The sequence below is a fragment of the Rhizomicrobium palustre genome (genome assembly GCF_011761565.1).
In the GTDB taxonomy this organism is placed as follows: domain Bacteria; phylum Pseudomonadota; class Alphaproteobacteria; order Micropepsales; family Micropepsaceae; genus Rhizomicrobium; species Rhizomicrobium palustre.
In genome coordinates, this window is the sequence record NZ_JAASRM010000001.1 from 1,296,132 (window position 1) to 1,311,776 (window position 15,645).

Here is a 15,645-nt window from a genome sequence, read left to right on the forward strand (position 1 = left end):
CAGCTTGCCCCACGTTTTCGGTAGGGGCAGGCGGGGAATGGCAAATAGTGGTGCGGCACAGGGGGCGGGCAAACATGCGCTCGCTTTCATCTTTGTCACCATCGTCATCGATTCCATGGGGCTCGGCATCATTCTGCCGGTGCTGCCCAAGCTGATTGCGACCCTTATTCATGGCGGCATGGACGATGCGGCGCGCTATGGCGCCTGGCTCGCTTTTTCCTATGCCGGGATGCAGTTCCTGTTTTCGCCGCTGCTGGGAAATTTGAGCGATCGCTTCGGCCGCCGCCCCATTCTGATCTTGTCGCTTCTCGGCATCGGCGTCGATTACGCCATCATGGGGCTTGCCCCGACCATCGGCTGGCTGTTTCTGGGCCGCGTGCTCTCGGGCTTTGCGGGTGCGAGCTACACCACGGCCTCCGCCTATATCGCCGACGTCGCCCCGCCGGAAAAACGCGCCCAGAGCTTCGGCATGGTGGGGGCGGCTTTCGGCATCGGCTTTGTGGTCGGCCCGGCACTTGGCGGTCTTATCGGGGAATACGGCGTGCGCCTGCCCTTCTTTGCCGCCTCGGCCTTCGGTTTCTTGAATGCGCTCTACGGCTTCGTGGTGCTGAAAGAATCGCTTGCCAAGGAGCATCGCCGCAAATTCGAACTCTGGCGCGCCAATCCTTTGGGCGCTCTCATTGCGTTGAAACGCTATCCCATCATCCTGCCGCTCTGCGCCGTTCTGGTGTTGATGCGCATCGCCCATGATGCCAATCCGGTCGTCTTCTCCTATTACACCATGGAGAAATTCGCCTGGGGACCGCAGCAGGTCGGCTGGTCCTTGATGGTGGTCGGGATTGTTGTGGCGATCGCCTATTCCACCTTGCCGAGGCTGGTTCCGAAGATCGGCGAACGCGCGGCTGTGTATTTGGGCCTCTCCGGCGGGGCGATCAGCTTTGCCGGCTATGCGCTCTCCACACAAGGCTGGATGATCTATGCCTTCATGCTGCCCTTTGGGCTGATGGCGATCGCCATGCCTGCGATCAATGCGCTTCTGTCCAAAGTGGTGGGGCCCAAGAGCCAGGGCGAATTGCAGGGCGCGCTGGCCAGTCTCGGCGGGCTGACCTCGGTGGTCTCGCCGCTCTTTCTCGGCAACCTTTTCGCCTACACCTCAGACCGCCATCACGGCGCGTTCTATTTTCCGGGCGCGGCCTTCATGGCCTCGGCCATCTGTCTGGTGCTAGCAATGGCGCTGTTCGCGATCATCCGGCCGGTGGCACGCGCTGCGTCCTGATAGGGACGGCTCCTGCGCGTGCCCGGCTTTGGTGCAGATGATTTTGCTGTTCAGTGAACGTCGCTTCTAAGGCGTTCGAGCTCGTCCTTGATGCGGAGTTTTTGTTTCTTGAGGGCGGCGACCCGGTGTTCGTTCCAATCCGGATGGGCCATTTCGTAAGTGATCAGTTCTTCGAGTTTCTTATGTTTTTCGGAGAGTTCCTGGATATGCCCTTGCAGTGCCATGCTTGCACCTCTTGCTTTTGGGACAAGAAAGTAAACCACCAAGTCACCGTTCTGTCACGCGCCCCTTTCCGCTCTGGCTTATGACCTGTAAAGAAATGGCGATGGGAAAAAATGCAGTGAAGACATCCGTAAACGAGCGCATGGTGGTGGGCATTTCTGGCGCCACTGGCGTCGCCTATGGCATCCGCCTGCTCGAGGCTTTGCGGGAACTCGGGATTGAATCCCATCTGGTCGTTTCCAAAGCGGCGCAAATGACGCTGGCCCTGGAATCGACAATTAGTCTCAAAGACGTACTGGCGCGGGCCGATTATCATTACAGCCCTGAAAATATCGGCGCGACCATCGCCTCTGGCAGTTTTCCCGTGCTGGGCATGGTGGTGGCACCCTGTTCCATACGCTCCATGAGCGAAATCGCCACGGGGGTCACAACCACACTTCTCACCCGTGCCGCCGATGTCACCTTGAAAGAGCGCCGCAAACTGGTTCTGGCAGTGCGCGAAACCCCGCTCCATCTGGGCCATCTGAGGACCATGACCGCCCTGACCGAAATGGGCGCGATCATCATGCCACCGGTTCCCGCCTTCTATGCCGCACCCAACAGCTTAGAAGACCTCGTCGATCATTTCGTCGGACGCATTCTCGATTGTTTCGGGTATAATTGGGACAAAGCCAAACGCTGGGACGGGCCCTCCAAGCGTAACGAAGAGCCATAAGGTATCCCATGTCGAGCGAAGTCACGGCTCCCGAACAAGTTATCCTCAGAGCCAAGCTCACCGAGCTGGTGCAGGAGCATCGCGATCTCGATGCCGCCATCGATGCCATGAACGACGCGCCTGATATCATGCAGCTGACAAGGCTGAAGAAGAAGAAGCTGGCACTGAAGGATCAGATCGCCAAGATCGAGAACCAGCTTTTGCCGGATATTATCGCTTAGCGTCCCGCGCGCTTCTGGGCGTACATGGCTTCGTCAGCGCGGGCCATGGCGATGTCTGGCGTGTCAGAGCCCTTGATCTCGAAAGCGCCATAGGAGAAGGCGATCGGAATCTGCTGGCCCTGCCAGATGGTGGGATTCTTGCGCAAGGTTTCGGCCAGCACATCGGCTTTCTTGCGGCCCTGCTCGACATTGGCATGGGCGAGCAGAACGCCGAATTCATCGCCGCCAAGCCTCCCGACCACATCAGTATCGCGGGTCTGATCCTGCAGCACGCGCGCGAAATGGGCGAGCACCGCATCGCCCGCGGCATGGCCGTAGGTGTCGTTGACCTGCTTGAAACCATCGAGATCGAAATAAAGCAACGTCGCCGGCGTGCCATAGCGCCCCGCGAAAGAGATATAGCGTGTCAGCTCGCGCACAAAGGCGCGGCGATTGAGCAGCGGCAGGAGGTGATCCTGATCGGCATAGCGTTCAACCTCTTCCAGCCGCTCGCGCGTTTTCTGAAGTTCTTTGCGCAGATTATCGACCTCGCCCATCAGGGTCATGATGGCGTCGCGTACCCGCGGGGTGAATTCAGTTTCAGGGATGCCCAGCACACTGGCCGAGGCAGAGACCGGGGCAACGCCTTGCGCGGCCTCGACAGCCTTGGCCTGGCGCGCATAGGCCGTAGCGCCCACGCTGCGAACTTGGGACGGGGAGCCCGTCTTCTCGATCTTCATGCCCTACCTCGCCGGCACCGCGTTAAGAACTCGCTTAAGATATCAAACAAATCGTTAACGCCGCAGCGGAAGGGACGCGGCAAAGCTTGCCGGGTCTCGCGAAAACCCCGGAAAATCCGCCCAAACTAGATTACTGCTTTGAAATATAAAGGCAATTACGCAGGAATGCGGGGGCAAGCCCGATTCGCCCAAAAAGCGGAATTGCTGGCTTGGGCGGCACCGCGGCGCTTTCGTATCGGCCCCGCCCCCCCTATAAGGGCGAAAGTTTCGCGAATCGGGGCTTAAGGACATGGCCGAGGTCGGTGTGATCATGGGGAGCGGGTCGGATTGGCCTACCCTGAAAGCTGCCGCCACCATCCTTGAGACCCTCGGCATCGCCTTCGAGACCAAGATCGTCTCGGCCCATCGCACCCCCGACCGCATGGCGGACTACGCCAAGAGCGCCAAGGCGCGCGGGCTGAAGGTGATCATCGCGGGTGCGGGCGGCGCGGCCCATCTGCCGGGCATGGTCGCCTCCATGACCACCCTGCCGGTTTTGGGCGTGCCGGTGACCTCCAAAGCGCTTTCGGGCGTCGACAGCCTTTATTCCATCGTGCAGATGCCCGGCGGCGTGCCGGTGGCGACCTTCGCCATTGGTGAAGCGGGCGCCAAGAACGCCGCCCTGCATGCCGCCGCCATCCTTGCCCTGGCCGATCCGGCGCTTGCCGAGCGGCTTTCGGCCTGGCGCCAAGCCCAGACGGACTCTGTTCCAGAAGACCCAACAGACGCATGACCAAGATCCTTCCGCCGGGGGGCGTTATCGGCATTTTGGGCGGCGGCCAGCTTGGCCGCATGCTGAGCCTTTCCGCCGCGCGGCTGGGGCTTAAGACCCATATCTATTGCGACGAAGCCGATTCCCCCGCCTTCGAAGTGGCGAGCGCCTTCACCTGCGCGCCCTATGAAGACCAGGCCGCGCTGGCTGGGTTCGCGGATGCTTGCGACGCGGTTACTTATGAATTCGAGAACGTGCCGGCGGAGACCGCGGCTTTCGTCGCCGCGCGCACCGCGCTGCGCCCGAATGAGAAAGCGCTCGCGCTGACTCAGGACCGGCTGGTGGAGAAGGATTTCGTTTCCTCGCTGCGCCTTTTGACCCCACCCTATAAGGCGATTTCCTCTCGCGAGGATGCGCTGAGCGTCAAAGGCAAGGCGGTCATCAAAACACGCCGTTTTGGCTATGACGGCAAAGGCCAGGCGATGATCGATGGCGGCGAGGAAGCCGCGGCAGCCTTTGAACGCTTAGGCTCTGTGCCCTGCATCGCCGAAGGCTTTGTCGATTTCGCGTATGAGGCGTCGGTGATCGCGGCGCGCGGCGTGAACGGCGATTTCGCCGCCTATGATCCGCCGCATAACGTGCACAAGAACCATATCCTTTCGACCTCCACAGTGCCCTCGCCGCTTTCGGCAAATGCGGCGGAAGATGCGGTGCGCATCGCCCGCTCCATTGCCGAAGGGCTCGATTATATCGGCGTCTTCGCGGTGGAGCTGTTTGTCACCCGCGATGGTGCGCTGATCGTCAACGAGATTGCCCCGCGGGTGCATAACTCCGGCCATTGGACCATGGATGCCTGCCTGGTTAGCCAGTTCGAGCAGCATATCCGCGCCGTGGCGGGCTGGCCGCTCGGAAACCCCGCGCGCCATAGCGATGCGATGATGCTGAACCTGATCGGCGAAGATGCCGCCGATTGGCAAGGCCTCGCGCAAAATGGCGGCGCGCTGCATCTCTATGGCAAGCGCGAAATCCGCGTAGGCCGCAAGATGGGCCATGTGAATTTCCTGGCGCCGAAGAAATAGCGAAGCGGGCGGCCGGATGTGAGCAGCAAACGGACCAAGCCAGCGGACAATACGGCAGCTATCGCCGCGCAATTCGGCACCTCGATCAAGGCGCTCCGGCTTTATGAAAGCATGGGCTTGCTTGTCCCGCCGCGAACAGAAGCAGGCTGGCGCAGCTACGGCAGGGCCGAGATCGAGCGGCTGAACGTTATCCTCTCCCTGAAGCAGCTCGGCTTATCGCTGACGCGCATCGGCGAATTGATAAAAGCCGGGAAAGCCGATCTTCGCTCGGTGCTGGCTCTGCAAGAGCAGTCAATCCAGGAGCAGCGACGGGAAAGCGAAAAAGCGCTGGCGCTGATCAAGGCAGCCCAAAACAGCCTGGAGGAGAATAGCCTTCTGTCCATCGAGCAATTGGCGGGAATCGTGCGCGCGACCCAGCGCATGATGATCAGCTGGACGCCGGAACTCGAAGACATCGCCAAGCGGAGCTACACACCCCAACAGATGGAAGCTTTTTCCAATCAGAAATGCGATCCAGAGAAGGCGGCAAAAGCAAGCCGCGCTTGGGCGGAATTTTATAAAGACCTCGACGCCGTGATGGCAAAAAGTGATCCTCTTTCCGATGAAGGCCTGGCCGTTGCGCGGCGCATGGCGGCCCTCATTCAAGAGGCCACGGGCGGCGATAGGACGTTTTGGAACAGTGCCGCCAAATTCTGGAAAGAGGCCGTCCATGATCCCAGAACGGCCCCCAATTTACCCATGACCAAGGCCCATTACGCGTTTCTGGCCCAAAGTTTTCAGGAGCTGAGACGCCGCGGTGAACTTCAGCCCCTGAGTTAGATTACTGCGCCGCGATTTTTGCGAGGAAGGCTTTGGAAGCCGCCCATCCCGCATCGCGCGCCTTTCGTGTTCCCTCCAGCGAGCCGCCGAAATTCATCTCCCAGATATAGGGAATGCCGAGTTTTATGAGGCCGGGACCATATCCCATCAAGAGATGGCTTGAATCGGCGTACTGCAGGTTTTCGACCGGATAGCAAAAGCCCCTGGCGTGGAGACGCGCAGCAACCGCATCCGCCATTTGGGAAGAAGGCCAGAGCCCATCCGATTTGGACGAAATGAGCAGCACCGGGCCGTGAATGTTTTCGACAGGGATTGTCGCCCTTTCGCGTTCCGCGGCCGGGGTCTCCGCCAGGGCCTTTTGGAACATCGACAGGAGCGATGCGCCGAAGGCGTATCTGGTGCGCAGGAAGGGCAGCGGCTTTCCATTCAGCGTCCAAGCCGGTTGGTCATATGTCGGGTTGAGACCCGCCCAAACAAGATGGCTGGGCGAATAGGCAATCACGCCCGCAACATCGGGCCGGTGCGAGGCCAGAAGCAGCACAAGCTCGCCACCGCGTGATTCCCCCATCAGAATAATCCGCTCCGGGTCGATTTCGGTGCGGGTTTTCATCCAATCGAGCGCGCGGAAAAAATATTCCAGCTCGATATTGGCGAGGTATTTGGGGCGACTTTTCGGATTGCCCGTCATGTCTTGAAAATACGCCAGCGCGAAGACGGGATAACCGGAATTGGCCAAGTCCTGCGCCGCCGCGTCATAAGGATAACCGCCATTGGACCCGCCGAGCATCAAGACGGACGTGTGATGCAGGACGCCTTTGGGCGCATAAAACCGGCCTATAAGCCCATTCTGATGAATCTCGACACCGCCATGATGGCTGAGGCTGGCAAAATAGCCGGAGCTTTGGTGCCGAACATACATATAGCCCGCCACTCCCGCGATGAGGACAACACCCACCAGCGCACCCAAACCGAGTAATGCGAATTTAAACCAAACCATAGAGCCCCCTTTGCTTCGATCCAAGCTGAGGTCTGCCCTATGGGCCGGGTCAATACCGTTTAAAAAATTTCTGAGCATTCAGGGGCGCTAACGGGCATGTGAATTTCCTGGCGCTGAAGAAATAGAGAAGCCCACGGCGATGCTCATATTGTACGCGCCATAAACCATCCCGCGCCGTTTCGCCGCGCGCGTGCGCAAAAGAAAAAAACACGCCCAACCGAACAATTGCGGCGGCGACATTAAAGCTGAATTCAGAGGTGACGCCTACTTTCTCCGTGTACGTTCCAATAGGGCCGAAAAACCAAACCAGATAGGTAGTTTTCCGCGCACACAGCGATCCACGGGGACTTCATGGCAATCATCACCATCGGCAAAGGCAAGATGTATAGCTGCCCGTATTATGCGGCACCGCATGTACAGGCCGGAGATACCGTCGAAATCTATCCGGGCACCTATGGCGGGGCCTGGTTCTGGTCCTCCAACATCACCATCAAGGGCATGGGACCGGGCGTTGTCATCCAAGGCACGCTGACACAGGGCAAAGGGCTCTTCGTGCTTTCGGGCCCCAATGTCACGGTCGATAACATCACCTTCAAGAACGCCAACAATTATGATGGCAACGGCGCAGGCATCAATTTCACCGGCACCAACCTGACCGTCACCAACTCCACCTTCCTGAACAATCAGGACGGCATTCTGACTACGCCCAATGGCGGCAGCACCATTACGGTGAAAAACAGCACCTTCGACGGCAACGGCTCCAATGCGGGCGCGCATGGCGCGGCGCATGGGATTTATGCTGGCACGGCGGCGCTGCTGGATGTGGAGAATTCGACCTTCACCAATACGCTGGAAGGCCATTCGATCAAGTCGCGTGCCAAGAATACCATCATCAAGAATAACACCATTACGGATGGGCCGAATGGCACCTCCAGCTATCTCATCGATATTCCCAATGGCGGTGCGGCGACCATCACCGGCAATTATCTGGAGAAGGGGCCGAAATCCTCCAACTCCTCTTACGCCATCACCATGGGCGAGGAAGGCGTGAAGAATCCGGCAGGGACCATTCTGATCGCCGACAATACCTTCGTGAATGACGACAAGGCAGGCGTGGTCTTTGCCCATAACGAAACCGGCAATGCCGATTTCACGGTCTCGAATAACAAGATCTCTGGCCTTGCCACCACGATTCTGACGGGCAAGGGCACGGTGATCGATCCCAATATCTCGACCGGCACCACGACACGGCCGCCGGGCGCCCCTGAGATTACGGCAAAGCCACTCGCTGCCGATTTCAACACCGATGGCAAAGGCGACATCGTGCTGCAGAACAAAAGCGGCCAGGTGATGGTCTGGACCATGAACGGTACCGAGAAGACCGGCGCCGCCGCCTTGCGCGATGCGGGGGCGAACCTGAAAGTGATCGCCGCCGCCGATTTCAATGGCGATGGCAAGACCGACATCCTCTTGCAGAACAATTATGCCGATGTGCAGATATGGACCTTCAACGGCATCGGGCTGACCAGTGCCGTGACCGTGCCCACCAAAATCGAAACGAGCTGGCATGCGATAGGGGCGGGCGATTTCAACGGCGACGGCAAAGCCGACATTCTATTCCAGAACAATGACCATCGCGTCTGGGTCTGGACCATGAATGGCACCACCAAGACCGGTAATCTGATCGTCGGTAATCCGGGTGTGACCTGGAACACCATCGGTGCCGCCGATTTCGACGGCAACGGAAAATCCGATATCCTGTTCCAGAACGTGAATACGGGCGCCGTGCAAATCTGGACCATGGACGGCACGACGGTGCTGTCCAAAACGGTGGTGAGCACACCCCCTGGTTCAGGCTTCAAGGCGGTGGCGACTGGCGATCTCGACGGCGATAGCCGCGCCGACATCCTGTTCCAGGATTCCAGCGGCCAAGTGCTGGTCTGGACGATGAATGGCACGGCGGTGAAAAGCGCGAGCGTGATCGGTACCCCGGGCGCAGGCTGGTCCGTTGCGGGAACAGACGATTACAATGGCGATGGTAAGGACGACATCCTTTTCCAGAACAGCACTGGCCAAACCATGGCCTGGACCATGAGCGGGACGAGCGTGCTTTCCAAAGGCCCAATCAATGATGCGGGCACCGGCTGGCACGCTATCGCGGGCTGAGTTTGTTAAAAATATGTCGCGGGATGGCCGGGGCCGCGCCCGGCCATGACCGCAAAAAGGGGCTGTCGCAGGGCAGATCGCCGCGACCGGCGCGCTGGCGGATAGATTTCGCGCGCGTTTAACCTCTTGGCGAGAAGCATTCCGTATATGCCCGAACAGGCGCCCCGGCGCCTGAGGGGGAAACGTCATGAGCCTGCAACTGCGCAACACTTTCGACCTTCCAGACGAGACCACGCTCGACTTCTTCGCGCTGGACGAGCTGCACAGCGACGTGCTGCGGAGCGCGGTGGCCCATTGGCAGGAGCTGCGCGGGGCCCGCCGCTATCCCGCGCGCGAGGAGCTGGTGCCCAGCCGCTTTGCCTCTGCCCTTCGCCATATGGCGCTGGTCCGGGTGATCGATGGCGGCGCGGATTTCGAATACCGCATCGTGGGCGAGACGCTGGCGGGAGCCTTCAGCGTGCCGCTGCATTATCAAAAACTTGGCGGGATCGAGACCGAAGCCTTCAACACCACGAAGGTGGTTGGAGGCGTCTACCGGCGTTGCCTTTCAAGTGGCGAAGCCTTCGGGGTGCGCGGCGTGACGGGAAAAAATGCGCGCAGCGTCGCCTTCACCCATTTCGAAAGCGTCGTGCTGCCGATTGGGCCATCGGACCGCGAGATCGACCACCTCCTCACCTTCATGATCTATGAGCTGCGCGCCCAATAAAGCGCACGTTAGGCCGGTAACGTCACGCGGAACACCGTGCCCTGAGGGCCGGAAGCCAGAAGCACGACATCGCCGCCATGAGCGCGGGCGAGGTCGCGGGCGATAGAGAGGCCAAGGCCCGAGCCGCCGGGACGGCCAGAGGTGACGAAGGGCTGAAAGAGTTTTTCGCGAAGGCTGGCGGCAATGCCGGGGCCACTATCGGCGATGTCGATGGCGAGCACGCTTTCAAGGTTTGAGGCGCGCACCTCCACGTTGCCCGTCTCACCCGCCGCTTCGCAGGCATTGCGCAAGAGATTGAGGATAATGCGGTAGAGCTGGTCGCGATCCGCCTTGGCCATGGTGCCGGGTGCGATGCGATTTGCAAAGCTATAGCCGTGTCGGCCTTCCATGGTGGCGGCGATCTCGTCCATCAGCGCGCAGAGACAGAAGAGCGAGAGCACGGGGGGATGATCCTCGGCTTTGCCGTATTTCAGCGTCGAGGTGGCGAGCTGGATGGCGCGATCAATCGCGGTGATCAGCCGTGGCGCAAGACGCTTCACCTCGGGATCGGCGCTGGCGGTGAGCCGGTCGGAGGCAAGCTGTGCATTGGCCAGGATGTTGCGAAGGTCATGCTGGATGCGGCTGACCGCGGTGCCCAAGGCCGCCAGACGCTCCTTCTGGCGCAGGAAGCCATAAAGGTCCTTTTGCATGGCCGAAAGCTCACGCTCGGCGAGGCCAATTTCATCGGCGCGGGTGGACGGGGCGAGAATGCGGCTCGCATCTTCCGGATTGGCGTGGAAATACGCCATCGCCTTGGTGAAGCGGCGGACCGGTGCCACCACCACATAATAAAGGCTGAGATAAACGAGGAGCCCGGTCAGGCAGGAGATGAAAGCGGCCGCCCACACCACCCGCCTGGCGGAGGTGATGAGCTCTGCCCGGATATGGCTTTCCGACAAGATGATCGAGATCGACTGCGCGTCCTTGATGTTGGTGGGCGCGATGACATGCAGGGTGCGCCCGCCGCCGCGCAACAGGCATTCCAAGGCATTGGCCGTATAGGCCCAGAGCGGGGCCTTGGTGATGTCGATGGTGCGATCGATCTTGGAATGCAGCGCCCCGACCTGGAAGTAATCCCTCTGATAGGGGCGACGCAGCAGCACCTCGTCGGCATTGGCGTGGGTGAGCAGTTCCTGGCGCAGCGCCTCGGGCCAGGACTGACCTGGGGTGGTGAAGGGCAGAATCGTCAACTCTGCCGAGAGAATGTGGTTTTCGAGGATGTCGCGCTCGGCGATGCCCATGGCGGGCAGAAAAATCAGCGCCCCGCTGATCAGGACGTACAAAATAGTCAAAAGGAGAAGACGACCTGACAGGCTATGTGCCACGAGGCCCCATCCCCCCTTAAGCTTCCTCTTCCGGTTTCGTAGCGGCCGGATTTCCATAGGGCGGCATCAGGCCCCAAGCCTCGGGCAAAAAAAAGGCTTTTTGCGCGAAAAGCCAAAATGGAGGCAGGACTTGGTGTCCCAAGAGCCGCAGTGTCCGTTTCCAGGGCTGATTCCGGCCCCAAGGCGTTGACAGGGCCAAATCCTTTGCCTAGAACCCGCGCCTCTTTTGCCGACCGGAGTTTTGACCATGAAGCGCACTTTTCAGCCGAGCAATCTCGTGCGCGCACGCCGCCACGGTTTCCGCGCCCGCATGGCCACCAAGGCCGGGCGTAAGGTGCTGTCGCGCCGCCGTGCCCACGGCCGCGCCAAGCTGTCTGCCTAAGCATTCCTGGAGGGTCTAGAGCCCTCCTTGTGGCTGGCCATGGCAGGACTCAAGGCCGAACGCCTCAAGACACGAGCCGATTTCCTGAGAGCCCAACGCGGTATCCGCCGGGGTTCCGCCGGACTGAATCTCGAATTATGTGAAACGCCCGAGGCTTTCCAGGCCGCCGGGCGTTTTCGTTTGGGCTTTACCGCCTCTAAAAAGGTGGGCGGGGCCGTGGAGCGCAATCGCGCCAAACGCCGCCTTCGCGCCGCAGCCCAGGCCGTTTTGCCCGGCATCGCGCATGAACGTTGCGATTATGTTCTCATCGCCAAGACCGCGACCCTCACACGACCGTTTGAAGAGCTCCTGAAAGACCTTGCCCAAACGCTCGCGGCAGCCCATGTGAAGCTGGCCCAGGGAAAGACCATCCCCAATTCAGGGCCGGGAGACGGAAACCATGCTGAAAAGCGCGCTTGAGGCTGTGCGGCGGATTGCCGTTGCGCTTCTGATCGCGCCTATCCGCTTCTACCGCTATTTCATCTCGCCGATGTTTCCGCCTGCCTGCCGGTTCACCCCGACCTGCTCGCAATACGCGATCGAGGCCTTAAGGGTTCACGGACCGCTAAAAGGCCTGTATTTGACCGCCCGCCGGCTGTCCCGTTGCCATCCCATCAGGTGGCTTGGCGGCAGTCACGGGTTTGATCCCGTTCCACCACGTTCCACCGAATAGGATTTTTGGACTTCGATGTCTGACAACCGCAATATGCTCGTGGCGCTCGCCCTCTCGGCCCTGTTCATGATGGGGTGGTGGTTTCTGGTCGGCGAGCCCCAGGCCAAGCTGGCCCAGCAGAAACAGCAAGCCCAGATCGCGCTTCAGGAAAAGCAGAAGAAGGCTGGTACCACCCCTGTAGCCCCGGCGGCGCCGGGCGTTGGTGTGGCGCAATCAGCCCCGCAGGCGCTGAGCCGTGAAGCGGCGCTGGCCGCGGGCGGCGCCCGCATTGCGGTGAAGACCCCGACGGTGGACGGCTCTATCCAGATCAAAGGCGCGCGCTTCGACGATCTGAAGCTCAAGAAATATCGCGAGAGCGTCGACCCCAAGAGCCCGGAAATCGATCTTCTGGCGCCCTCGGGCTCCAAATACCCCTATTTCGCCCAGTTCGGCTGGAGCGCCCCGCAAGGCGTCGCGGTTCCGGGCGACAACACGGTGTGGAAAGTGGAGGGCAATTCCACGCTTTCCCCCGGCAAGCCGGTGACCCTTTCCTGGGATAACGGCCACGGTCTTCTCTTCACCCGCACGGTCACCATCGATGACCAGTACATGTTCACGATCACCGACAGCGTGAAAAAGACAAATGGCGGCGGCGCGGTGACGCTTTATCCTTATGCCCTCGTGGTGCGTGACGGCCTGCCCCAGCATCAGAGCTATGCCCTTTTGCATGAAGGCTTCATCGGCTCAGCCAAGGGCAAACTCGAAGACGCCACCTATAAGGATTTCGACAAGGAAGACGCCAAGCCGAAGGCCTTTGACTCCACCGGCGGCTGGCTCGGCATCACCGACAAATATTGGATGGCCGCCGTCATCCCGCCGCAGAACGATGCCTTCAACGGCACCTTCCGCGCTACGCCCTATGGTGCGGGAAAATCCTATCAGGCCAATTACCTCCTGAGCGCCAAGAAGCTGAACGCAGGCGGCACAGTCACCGTCACCCATCATTTCTTCGCAGGCGCCAAGGTGGTGAACACCCTCAACGCCTATGAGAAGGACCTCGGCATCAGCCGCTTCGACTATGCGGTCGATTGGGGCTGGTTCATCGCGCTGACCAAGCCGCTCTTCTGGGTGCTGGACCATATCTCGCGCTACGTCGCGAGCTTCGGCATCACCGTGAGCTTTGGCCTTGCCATTATCCTGGCGACCATTGCGCTGCGCATCATTCTTTATCCCCTGGCGAACGCCTCGTTCAAATCCATGGGCAAGATGAAGAAGGTCCAGCCGCAGCTTGAAGAGATCAAGAAGAAGTACGCCGACGACGCGCAGAAGCAGCAGCAGGAAATGATGGAGCTGTACAAGCGCGAGAAGATCAACCCGGTCTCGGGCTGCCTTCCCATGCTGGTGCAATTCCCGATCCTGTTCGCCTTCTATAAGGTGCAGATTGTCACCATCGAAATGTATCACGCCCCCTTCTGGGGCTGGATCAAGGACCTTTCCGCGCCCGATCCGACGACCTATGCCAACCTCTTCGGTCTTCTGCCCTACACGGTGCCGACCGATCTTCCCTTCGGGCTTGGCTTCCTTCTGCACATCGGCATCTGGCCGGTGTTGATGGGCATCACCCAGTGGATCCAGTTCAAGATGAACCCCGCCCCCACCGATCCGGTGCAGGCCAAGATGTTCGCCCTGATGCCGGTGATCTTCACCGCCATGTTCGCGAGCTTCCCGGCTGGCCTCGTCATCTACTACACCTGGAACAACATCCTCTCGATGGCGCAGCAGGCCTATATGATGAAGCGCGAGGGCGTGGAGATTCATCTCTTCAAGAATCTTCCCTTCAGCCGTAAGGCTGCCTGAGGTGACGATGCGCGGCAGGCAGGAAGACGAAACCGGGCGCCTGGTGGTGGATGTGGCGGAGGCGCGAAAGCTCTTCGCCACGGAGTGCCACTTCGTTTGGGGCACGGCCAAGAAAGACGACCTGCCGCCGCCGGCCCAGCCGGAAGTGGCTTTTGCGGGCCGATCCAATGTGGGCAAATCGAGCCTCATCAACGCGCTGACGGGCCGCAAAGCCTTGGCGCGTGTTTCCCAGACGCCGGGGCGCACACGCGAGATCAACTTCTTCAATCTGGGCGACCGGCTGATGCTGGTCGACCTGCCGGGCTATGGCTATGCCAAGGCCAGCAAGGAACTCGCCGCCGAGTGGCAAGACATGATCTTCGCCTATCTTCGCGGCAGGGCGAATCTGAAGCGGGTGGTGCTGCTGATCGATTCCCGCCGCGGGATCATGGCGGTGGACCATGCGGTGATGGAGCTTTTGGACAAGGCGGCGGTCTCCTATGCCATCGCGCTCACCAAGACCGATACGCTGAAACCGGCCGAGCTCGCCAAGATCACGGCCGCGGTGGAAGCCGACGCCAAAAAGCATGTCGCGGCCTATCCTGACCTCTTCGCCACCTCGGCACAGAAATTTGATGGGCTGGACGGGCTGAAAGCGCATTTAACGGCGCAAGCTTGGCAGGCTGTGCCGTAAAATTTTTGGCGAGGCCGTAATTATCTTGTTATAAGGCCCGCCGACCAAAACCCCCTGTTGGCGGGAGACTTAACCGATATGGCCTTTTCAGACGATCTGGGTCAGGAGAAAAACTTGCGCTCCATGGCGCGCTGGCGTTCGACCGCCCGCGTCCTGGTTGAGGCCCTGCCCTATATCCTGAAATACGACCAGAAAATCGTCACCGTGAAGTTTGGCGGCAACGCCATGTCGGACGAGAGCGCGCGCGACTTCGCCCAGGACATCGTCCTGATGAAGCAGACCGGCATGGAACCCATTGTGGTGCATGGCGGGGGCCCTCAGATCGGCTCGATGCTGAAGCGCATGAACATCCATTCCGAATTCATCGATGGCCTGCGCGTCACCGACAAGGCTGCGATGGAAGTGGTTGAGATGGTGCTGACCGGCTCCATCAACGCCCAGATCGTGACCGGCATCAATCATGCAGGTGGCCATGCCATCGGTCTTTCGGGCACGGACGGCAATCTGATCCTGGCGCGCAAGCTGGAAAAGATGCGCAATGACCCGACGACCGGCGTGACGGCGCCGATCGATCTTGGCTTTGTCGGCGAACCTGAAGCCATCAACCCGGAAGTGCTGCGCACCTTCATCAAATCCGACCTTATCCCAGTGATCGCACCGGTGGGCGTGGGCCGCGACGGCCAGAGCTACAACATCAACGCCGATACGGTGGCGGGCGCGGTGGCGAGCGCGATGAAATCCGAGCGCCTGCTTCTTCTCACCGATGTCGAGGGCGTGCTGGACCAAGAAGGCAAGCTGATTCCGAAGCTGACGCTCTCCGAGGCACGCACTCTGATCTCCGACGGCACAATTCGCGGCGGTATGATCCCCAAAATCGAAACCGCGATCGAAGCGGTGGAGAGCGGGGTTTCGGCGGCGGTCATCCTGGACGGGCGCATTCCCCATGTCTTGCTGCTCGAACTCTTCACCGAACATGGCGCAGGCACGCTGATCACGGCGGAATAACG

The 15,645-nt window shown here is 60.2% G+C and carries 18 protein-coding genes; 14 read left to right on the plus strand and 4 right to left on the minus strand.

Translation table 11 applies throughout. From position 1 onward, the window contains the following. Positions 1 to 37: 37 nt before the first annotated feature. On the plus strand, positions 38 to 1,276 hold the full coding sequence (locus FHS83_RS05765) for a TCR/Tet family MFS transporter (RefSeq protein WP_167081776.1): 1,239 nt from the start codon (positions 38 to 40) through the stop codon (positions 1,274 to 1,276). Between the two features lie 50 nt (positions 1,277 to 1,326). Here the strand turns inward: FHS83_RS05765 and FHS83_RS05770 are convergent, their stop codons facing one another. Continuing rightward, the gene (locus FHS83_RS05770; RefSeq protein WP_167081778.1) at positions 1,327 to 1,500 is read right to left on the minus strand and encodes a YdcH family protein; all 174 of its coding nucleotides are present in this window, start codon (positions 1,498 to 1,500) and stop codon (positions 1,327 to 1,329) included. A gap of 101 nt (positions 1,501 to 1,601) precedes the next feature. On the opposite strand from FHS83_RS05770, the gene FHS83_RS05775 reads away from it, so the two are divergent. Together FHS83_RS05775 and FHS83_RS05780 are read left to right on the plus strand one after the other, a co-directional pair. Next, a complete protein-coding gene (locus FHS83_RS05775) occupies positions 1,602 to 2,213 on the plus strand; it encodes a UbiX family flavin prenyltransferase (RefSeq protein ID WP_167081780.1) in 612 nt (203 codons plus the stop codon). 8 nt (positions 2,214 to 2,221) lie between these two features. Continuing rightward, positions 2,222 to 2,434, plus strand: a complete 213-nt coding sequence (locus FHS83_RS05780; protein ID WP_167081782.1) for a YdcH family protein — start codon at positions 2,222 to 2,224, stop codon at positions 2,432 to 2,434. Here FHS83_RS05780 and FHS83_RS05785 read toward each other — a convergent pair. Then, positions 2,431 to 3,153, minus strand: coding sequence for a GGDEF domain-containing protein (locus tag FHS83_RS05785; RefSeq protein ID WP_167081784.1), 723 nt, complete (start codon positions 3,151 to 3,153; stop codon positions 2,431 to 2,433). The two genes, FHS83_RS05780 and FHS83_RS05785, sit on opposite strands and share 4 nt — an antisense overlap. A 289-nt stretch (positions 3,154 to 3,442) precedes the next feature. Here FHS83_RS05785 and purE point away from each other — a divergent pair, with 289 nt between their 5' ends. From purE to FHS83_RS19755, 3 genes are read left to right on the plus strand one after another with little or no spacing between them, the layout of a single operon-like run. Further along, the gene (purE, locus tag FHS83_RS05790; protein ID WP_167081786.1) at positions 3,443 to 3,925 is read left to right on the plus strand and encodes a 5-(carboxyamino)imidazole ribonucleotide mutase; all 483 of its coding nucleotides are present in this window, start codon (positions 3,443 to 3,445) and stop codon (positions 3,923 to 3,925) included. Continuing rightward, positions 3,922 to 4,983 (plus strand): 5-(carboxyamino)imidazole ribonucleotide synthase, encoded by a 1,062-nt coding sequence (locus FHS83_RS05795; protein WP_167081788.1) that lies wholly within the window; start codon positions 3,922 to 3,924, stop codon positions 4,981 to 4,983. Before purE ends, FHS83_RS05795 begins: the two co-directional genes overlap by 4 nt. Before the next feature lie 18 nt (positions 4,984 to 5,001). Then, positions 5,002 to 5,802 carry a MerR family transcriptional regulator gene (locus tag FHS83_RS19755; protein ID WP_167081790.1) on the plus strand — a complete coding sequence of 267 codons (801 nt, stop codon included), beginning with the start codon at positions 5,002 to 5,004 and terminating at the stop codon, positions 5,800 to 5,802. A 1-nt stretch (position 5,803) separates the two neighbouring features. Here FHS83_RS19755 and FHS83_RS05805 read toward each other — a convergent pair whose 3' ends face one another. Next, the gene (locus FHS83_RS05805; protein WP_167081792.1) at positions 5,804 to 6,799 is read right to left on the minus strand and encodes an acyl-CoA thioester hydrolase/BAAT C-terminal domain-containing protein; all 996 of its coding nucleotides are present in this window, start codon (positions 6,797 to 6,799) and stop codon (positions 5,804 to 5,806) included. A gap of 351 nt (positions 6,800 to 7,150) precedes the next feature. Here FHS83_RS05805 and FHS83_RS05810 point away from each other — a divergent pair, with 351 nt between their 5' ends. Both FHS83_RS05810 and FHS83_RS05815 read left to right on the plus strand, forming a co-directional pair. Beyond that, positions 7,151 to 8,965: an FG-GAP-like repeat-containing protein gene (locus FHS83_RS05810; protein WP_167081794.1), complete on the plus strand. Its 1,815-nt coding sequence runs from the start codon at positions 7,151 to 7,153 to the stop codon at positions 8,963 to 8,965. 187 nt (positions 8,966 to 9,152) lie between these two features. Beyond that, positions 9,153 to 9,671 (plus strand): PAS domain-containing protein, encoded by a 519-nt coding sequence (locus FHS83_RS05815; RefSeq protein ID WP_167081796.1) that lies wholly within the window; start codon positions 9,153 to 9,155, stop codon positions 9,669 to 9,671. 8 nt (positions 9,672 to 9,679) lie between these two features. On the opposite strand, the gene FHS83_RS19760 is transcribed toward FHS83_RS05815, so the two are convergent. Then, complete coding sequence (locus FHS83_RS19760; protein WP_167081798.1) at positions 9,680 to 11,035, minus strand: ATP-binding protein; 1,356 nt, start codon at positions 11,033 to 11,035, stop codon at positions 9,680 to 9,682. 247 nt (positions 11,036 to 11,282) lie between these two features. On the opposite strand from FHS83_RS19760, the gene rpmH reads away from it, so the two are divergent. From rpmH to argB, 6 genes are all read left to right on the plus strand, one after another. Beyond that, positions 11,283 to 11,417 carry a 50S ribosomal protein L34 gene (gene rpmH, locus FHS83_RS05825; RefSeq protein WP_167081800.1) on the plus strand — a complete coding sequence of 45 codons (135 nt, stop codon included), beginning with the start codon at positions 11,283 to 11,285 and terminating at the stop codon, positions 11,415 to 11,417. 39 nt (positions 11,418 to 11,456) lie between these two features. Further along, positions 11,457 to 11,876 (plus strand): ribonuclease P protein component, encoded by a 420-nt coding sequence (rnpA, locus tag FHS83_RS05830; RefSeq protein ID WP_167081802.1) that lies wholly within the window; start codon positions 11,457 to 11,459, stop codon positions 11,874 to 11,876. Beyond that, entirely contained in the window at positions 11,857 to 12,129 is a 273-nt protein-coding gene (gene yidD, locus FHS83_RS05835) for a membrane protein insertion efficiency factor YidD (protein WP_167081804.1), read from the plus strand. Before rnpA ends, yidD begins: the two co-directional genes overlap by 20 nt. A gap of 15 nt (positions 12,130 to 12,144) precedes the next feature. Further along, positions 12,145 to 13,965 carry a membrane protein insertase YidC gene (gene yidC, locus FHS83_RS05840; RefSeq protein WP_167081806.1) on the plus strand — a complete coding sequence of 607 codons (1,821 nt, stop codon included), beginning with the start codon at positions 12,145 to 12,147 and terminating at the stop codon, positions 13,963 to 13,965. Between the two features lie 7 nt (positions 13,966 to 13,972). Then, complete coding sequence (yihA, locus tag FHS83_RS05845) at positions 13,973 to 14,638, plus strand: ribosome biogenesis GTP-binding protein YihA/YsxC (protein WP_167081808.1); 666 nt, start codon at positions 13,973 to 13,975, stop codon at positions 14,636 to 14,638. Positions 14,639 to 14,716: 78 nt separating this feature from the next. Continuing rightward, positions 14,717 to 15,643: an acetylglutamate kinase gene (argB, locus tag FHS83_RS05850; protein WP_243846189.1), complete on the plus strand. Its 927-nt coding sequence runs from the start codon at positions 14,717 to 14,719 to the stop codon at positions 15,641 to 15,643. The last annotated feature ends 2 nt before the right edge of the window (positions 15,644 to 15,645 follow it).